Here is a 6,559-nt window from a genome sequence, read left to right as displayed (position 1 = left end):
ATTGGCGCGACCAGATCATCGACGCTGCAAGCGATCTGGATATCAGCTTTGAAGGCCCGGTAACCGATCACGCTGCAAGCGACGATTGTGGCGTGGCAATCCTTGGGCAAGAAGACGACAAGTTCTGGCACGACCACAAGGGCGCCCAGATTAATGCGATCCGTACCCGGCGCGGTATAAGCGAAGCTGACCTGGTGGTTGTCCGTTTCGGTGAGAAATACCGGCAATGGAATGCCGCCTTCGATGCATGTGCTGCATCCGCATTGGGTAAATCGCTGATCGTGTTGCATGGGCCTGAGCATCAGCATGCTCTGAAAGAGATAGATGCGGCAGCCCTTGCCGTTGCGGAACGCCCGGAACAAGTAGTCCAGATCCTGCGCTATGTTCTGACCGGCACGCTGCCATAATTTTTCATTTTGCTGTATTGGGGGGGCTTCGAGATGGAACGTGCCAAGTTGGAATCCACTAGGGCCGGAGGGCCAAGGTATCTACCCAAAGATCCGTCCGACAAGTTAATTGTGCTGTGCGGCGAAAGAACAGTGTAGCAAGTCAGGCCTAATTGTATCCTTCGCTCATGGCACGTCGACGCGTGGGTCCTGCAGAATGCGCGGTGGAACCCGGCCTTCTGGCACCTGCCTCTTGCCCCCCGAGGCTCTGCGGCGCATTTAGGGCAAATACTTGCGTGATCCGCAGGGGGGTCGCTGGCGCTGTCTTCGGACCGGGGAACGACGCTAGGGCGAGCAGGAACCCCCGCGCAAGACGCGCCGAGAGCCTGAAGACCTTTGGAGATAAGTGATGAACGGATTCATCCATGCCGGTATTGCACCCCTCGAGGGGATTGAGGCGCTGAATGCCCGAGTCCGTTACGATCTGGACTGCCTGAACCTGCCGCCAAAGAATTGGGTTCCCGAACGCACGGGTCCGCGCGGCGAGGCGGTGCAGGATGTGGTGATCGTCGGCGGCGGCATGTGCGGGCTGGTCGCAGCCTTCGCGTTGCGTTGCGGCGGCATAGGCAATTTCCGCATCTTCGATCGCAGCCCCGAGGGCCAGGAAGGCCCGTGGATGACCTACGCGCGGATGGAGACGCTGCGTTCGCCGAAGACGCTGCCAGGACCCGCGTTCGGGATGGGCTGCCTGACCTTCCGCGCCTGGTACGAGGCGCAGTTCGGCCCCGAGGAATGGGAGAGACTGGACAAGATTCCCCGCCCGATGTGGATGGACTATCTGCGCTGGTATCGCGGCGTCCTTGACCTGCCGGTGGAGAACGGAGTCGAGCTTCTCCGCGTTACCCCGGAAGGCGATCTTCTGCGATTGCATCTGAAAGGCGCTGAGGCGCCCTCGGTCCTGACCCGCCGTCTGGTCATGGCCACCGGACGCGACGGCACCGGCGCGCCGAACATCCCGCGCTTTGTCGCCCCCCTGCCTCGGCAAGCCTGGGCGCATTCAGCTGACAAGATCGACTTCGCATCGCTGAAGGGCAAGCGCGTTGCGGTCATCGGTGTCGGTGCTTCAGCGGTGGACAACGCCGCCGAGGCACTGGAACATGGCGCGGCCGAAGTGCGGCACCTGATCCGCCGCGCCGAGATGCCGACGATCAACAAGATGATGGGGATCGGGTCCTTCGGCTTCACGCATGGCTATCGCGATCTGAACGATGCGTGGCGCTGGCGATTCATGCATTATTCCTTCGTGACGCAGACCCCCGCGCCGCGAGGATCGACACTTCGCGTCTCGCGCCACCCGAATGCGCATTTCCATTTCAGCGCCGCGGTGGAGGGGGCCAGAATGGACGGGGATGAAATCGTCATTTCGACGCCCAATGGCGATTTACGCACCGATTTCCTGATCCTCGGCACGGGTTTTCACATCGAACCCGCGGCACGCAGCGAACTCGGTGACGCCGCAGAGCAGATCCTGCTCTGGAAAGATGTCTACGCCCCGCCTCCCGAACTGAAACATGCCGAACTCGGCAACTTCCCGTATCTGGCCCGCGATTTCGCGTTTCAGGAACGTGAGCCAGGCAGCGCTCCCTGGCTGAGTCGCGTGCACTGCTTCAATTTTGGCGCGAGCGTCAGCATGGGCAAGGTCAGCGGCGACATCCCCGGCATCAGCGAGGGCGCATCCTGGTTGGCGAGCGCCCTTGCCGCAGCATTCTACCGCGAGGATATCGAGACGCATTGGCAGGGATATCTGGATTACGACATCCCCGAGTTGCAGGGCGATGAATGGCGCGTGTCGGACTGGCCGAAGCAGAAGAAGAGGAGCGCAGCATGAGCCGCCATGTCCTGGAAACCGCGGCAGACGTGCCCGCAACCGGCCCGCTGGCCGAGGCACTGGCCGTCCGCGGGCGCCTGATGGAACTGACCCAAGCCTCGCATGACGCGGCACTTTTGCCCGAGGAACCGGGCGGGCTGAGCCATGCCCTGCGCGCAGCGCTCGCCGCCCGGATCGCACGGCTGAACGGCGACGTCGCCTTGGCCGCACATTACACCGCGCTTGCGGGCGACACCGGGGAAGCCGCGCTTGCCGATCCCGAAGCCTTCGGCAATGACACGCGCATTTCGGCAATCCTGTCTTATGTCGACCGCGTGACCACCGCGCCCAAGGACGCCACACGCGCCGATATCGAAATGCTGCGCGCCGCCGGGATCGCCGAGGGCGACATCGTGCGCCTTGCGGGGCTGGTCGCTTTCGTCAACTACCAAGTCCGCGTGGCGCTGGTCCTGCGCAAGCTGGGGAACACGGAATGACCCGCAAGATCGAGAAATTCACCACCCGCGTGCCACACTGGTCGCCCTATGTCACGCCAGTCGACCTGGAAACCGCCAGCGACAGCCAGCGCGCGGCCTTGAGCGAAACGCCTTCAAACACCAAGGTATCCGACTACGTGTTGGTATTGGCGCACGATTCGCAGGCCTTGAGTGCGCGCACGCCGCTGTTCAACGGAATCATGTATGACAAGGGCGGCTTGTCACGAGCCGAGCGGGAACTGGGCGCGGTCGCCGCGTCCTTCGTCAATCGTTGCATCTATTGCGCCGCCGTCCATGCCAGCCGCTACAACCAGATCACCGGCGACGAGACGGTGATGCAGAAGATCTTCTTCGACGGTCCGGCCGCTGACATCGACCCGCGCGCCCGTTCGATCCTCCGCTTCGGCGTGAAGCTCTCGCAGTGCCCACCCGAAATCGGGGCCGAGGATATTGCGGAGCTTCACGAAGCCAGGCTCGATGTGCAGGATATCCTTGACCTGACGCTTTCGACGGCGCTTTTCGGTTGGGCCAACCGCCTGATGCACACGCTGGGCGAGCCGATTGACAATCGCTCCCCCGAGTGAACGATAACAGCGACAGAAAACCACGGGAGACCCGCACCATGACCTACAAAGCAAACGCTGCCGCCGCCGTGACCACGGTTGCCATTTTCGCCGTTTTCGGGGCCAGTGCCGAAACCCTGCGCGTGGCGACCGTCGTCTCGGCGCCGCATCCCTGGATCGACGCGGCCGAGATGTTCAAGGAAGAGGTCGAGGCGAACACCGACTTCACGGTCGAGATCTTCCCGGGCGGACAATTGGGCAACGACGCCACCGTCGTTGACGAAATGCGCATCGGCACGGTCGATGTGATGATCGGCGGCGTGCAGAACATCGCGCCTTTCGTGCGGGAGTTCGAGTTCTTCAGCCTCAACTACCTTTTTGGCAACATGGATGTCTTCCGTGCCGCCACCGAGCCCGACAGCGAGATCTTCACCTTTTACACCCAGCAGGTTGCAGACGCAGATGTCGGCCTGAAGCTGCTGGCGCTCACCGGCGGCGGCACCCGCAATCTCAGCACCAGTTCCGGCCCCGTCACCCATCCCGACGACCTCGACGGTGTGCGCATGCGGGTGACTGGATCCAGCCTTGATGCGCGGACCTGGGGCGCGGTCGGCGCGGTGACCACCTCGCTGCCCTGGACCGAACTTTACACCGGGGTTCAGACCGGCGTCGTCAGCGCCTTCGAAAGCACGATCAGCGGTTATGTTGGCTCGCGCCTTTACGAGGTTGCGCCCTATCACGCCAAGACCGAGCACCAGATCATGATGAGCCATATCTCGATGGCCACGCTGCGCTACGACCGGCTCTCGGACGCGGATCGCACCGCGATCGAGACCGCCGCACTGAACGCGGCGCGCCACGGCACCGACATGGGCGTGCAGTACGACGGCGAACTGATCGAGCAATTGGGCGAGCGCGGCGTCACGGTCACCGAAGTCGACAAGGACGCTTTTATCGAGGCCGCCGCCCCCCTGCACGAGGAATACGCCGAAACCCTCGGCCTGACCAATCTGCTGGAAACCGTGCGCAGCATGCACTGAGACCTCGCCCCCGGCGTCCATCCCAGTGCCGGGGGCCCTGCGGGAGAAGGCTCCATGCGCCTGCTCAACGACATCGTCGAACGGGCCTTCATGGTCGTGGCCGGTTCTTTGTTCGCCATCTTCATCGCCTGCATCTTCTACCAGGTCATCGCCCGCAACTACCTGCGCATCTCGGTCGGCTGGACCGACGAGGTGGCGCTGATGTGCTTCGTCTGGTCGGTCTTCCTGGGCGCTGCGGTCGCCGTGCGCCGGCAGGTGCATTATGTCGTTGATATCCTACCCGCGCGCTTCGTCACCGCAACCAACACTCTGAAGCTCTTTGGCACGCTTGCCTGCATTCCGGTGATCTACGTCCTCGTCGTGCATGGCTATACCTATACCGGCATGGGCTGGCGGCGCCTCTCGGTCTCGCTGGGTCTGCCGCTCGCTTATGTCTTCGCCGCAATCCCGGTCGCCGGCGTCGCGATGGTCTTGTTCCTGGCCGAGGTGATCGGAGACGACATCCGCCGTCTGCGCGCTGGCACGCCGCCGCCGCCCAGCGACGAGGTCGTTTGAGCGATGCCCCCGGTTCTGACGCTCATCCTCAGCTTCCTGCTGTTCATCGCCCTGCGCGTGCCCATTGCTTTCGCGATCGGCCTCGCGTCTATCGTGACGATCTTCCAGCTGGGCATCCCGCTCACCTCGGTCGTCACGCAGATGTTCGCCAGCATAAATTCCTTCCCGCTTCTGGCCGTCCCCTTCTTCCTGCTTCTCGGCCGGCTGATGAACGATGGCGGTATCACTGACCGCCTATTGAAATTCGCCGATGCCAGCGTGGGGCATATCCGCGGCGGGTTGGGCCATATCAACGTCATGGTCTCGATGATGTTCGCCAGCCTTTCGGGCTCGGGCGCGGCCGACACGGCCAGCGTCGGCGCAGTGATGATCCCGGCGATGAAGAAGGCGGGCTACCCAGCACCCTTCTCGGTGGCGCTGACCGCCGCGTCGTCGGTGCTGGGCGGGATCATCCCGCCCTCGATCCTGATGGTGATCTACGGCGCCTTCGGCAACGTCTCGGTCGGCGCGCTCTTTCTGGGCGGGATCGTGCCGGGGCTGCTGGTCGCCGCCTCGCAGATGGGCTACACCTATTACGTCGCGCGAAAGATCGGCCTGCGACCCGAAGGCAGCTTTTCGCTCTGCTCGATGGGGCGCACGGGGCTGGTCGCTATGCCGCCGATGATCCTGCCGATCATCATCCTCGGCGGCATCACCACCGGCGTCTTCACCGCGACCGAAGCCGCCGCCATCGCCGTGATTATCGGCCTGTTGCTGGCGATGGTATTCTACCGCACGATTGGGATCTTCGCGCTGCCGAAGATCCTGTCGGACTCGGTTATCGCCTATTCGCTGCCGATGTTCGCGGTCGCCTCGGCCGGGATCATGGGCTGGCTGATCGCCTATCTCGGCATCGCCCGCGACGTGGCCGAATTCATCACCTCGGTCACCGACACTCGGATCGGACTGATGCTCATGGTCGGCTTTTTCCTGCTGATCGTCGGCACTGTGCTCAGCCCGGTCACTGCTGTCATCATCTTTCTGCCGATCATCCAGAGCATCGCCAATTCCGGCGGTATCGACCAGGTCCACATGGGGCTGATCGTCGTGCTGACGCTGACGCTCGGCCTGATCACCCCGCCCTACGGAATCTGCCTGCTGATCGCCACGCAGATCGGCGAGATCTCAATGCCGCGCGCCTTCGTCGCGGTCCTGCCGATGATCGCCATGGTGATCGCCATCATTGCCGCTGGAGTCGTCTGGCCGGCGCTTTTCCTCACCCTGCCTTGGACACTGATGCCCGAGGCATTCGGCTTCCGGTAGCCTACTCTCCCGCAGACCGCCATAGACAAGCAGGTCGAGACTGGGTGGCGATGGTGCAAAGATTGCCTCTGCTGGTCAAACGCGTCAACATCGTTACAGACAGGCGCGACGTCCGGCTACGTGTTGACGGCCTCGGGAACCTCTCCCGAGAGATGCGGGCTGGAAGGATCGGAGAGCCAGCATGACCCGCGGGGCGCCAATCCCCGACACTGTGACGTTGCACGTCCCGTTTCGCATCGTGAGGCGCGGCGGACGAATGGCGATGCAACTGCCTGAGCTCGACTTTGTATGGTTTTCGGTCAGGTCCATGTCCAGAAGATGCCCTCGTTCGCTATGAACTCGAGGGCAT

7 protein-coding genes are annotated in these 6,559 nt (G+C 63.0%); all 7 read left to right on the top strand.

The genetic code is table 11. From position 1 onward, the window contains the following. A partial coding sequence (locus IM708_RS20050; RefSeq protein ID WP_209428343.1) for a YtoQ family protein occupies window positions 1-407 on the top strand: 407 nt, incomplete at its 5' end. A 388-nt stretch (window positions 408-795) separates the two neighbouring features. After that, window positions 796-2,274, top strand: a complete 1,479-nt coding sequence (locus IM708_RS20045; protein ID WP_209428342.1) for an NAD(P)/FAD-dependent oxidoreductase — start codon at window positions 796-798, stop codon at window positions 2,272-2,274. After that, window positions 2,271-2,750 (top strand): hypothetical protein, encoded by a 480-nt coding sequence (locus IM708_RS20040; RefSeq protein ID WP_209428341.1) that lies wholly within the window; start codon window positions 2,271-2,273, stop codon window positions 2,748-2,750. Before IM708_RS20045 ends, IM708_RS20040 begins: the two co-directional genes overlap by 4 nt. After that, on the top strand, window positions 2,747-3,334 hold the full coding sequence (locus IM708_RS20035) for a peroxidase-related enzyme (RefSeq protein WP_209428340.1): 588 nt from the start codon (window positions 2,747-2,749) through the stop codon (window positions 3,332-3,334). Before IM708_RS20040 ends, IM708_RS20035 begins: the two co-directional genes overlap by 4 nt. Before the next feature lie 38 nt (window positions 3,335-3,372). Next, window positions 3,373-4,353 carry a TRAP transporter substrate-binding protein gene (locus IM708_RS20030; RefSeq protein ID WP_209428339.1) on the top strand — a complete coding sequence of 327 codons (981 nt, stop codon included), beginning with the start codon at window positions 3,373-3,375 and terminating at the stop codon, window positions 4,351-4,353. Between the two features lie 54 nt (window positions 4,354-4,407). Then, window positions 4,408-4,908, top strand: coding sequence for a TRAP transporter small permease (locus IM708_RS20025; protein ID WP_209428338.1), 501 nt, complete (start codon window positions 4,408-4,410; stop codon window positions 4,906-4,908). Window positions 4,909-4,911: 3 nt separating this feature from the next. After that, a complete protein-coding gene (locus IM708_RS20020) occupies window positions 4,912-6,210 on the top strand; it encodes a TRAP transporter large permease (RefSeq protein ID WP_209428337.1) in 1,299 nt (432 codons plus the stop codon). Window positions 6,211-6,559 lie beyond the last annotated feature (349 nt).

The organism is Pararhodobacter sp. SW119 (assembly GCF_017811755.1).
In the GTDB taxonomy this organism is placed as follows: Bacteria; Pseudomonadota; Alphaproteobacteria; order Rhodobacterales; family Rhodobacteraceae; genus Pararhodobacter.
This window is presented reverse-complemented; position numbering and strand designations above follow the sequence as displayed.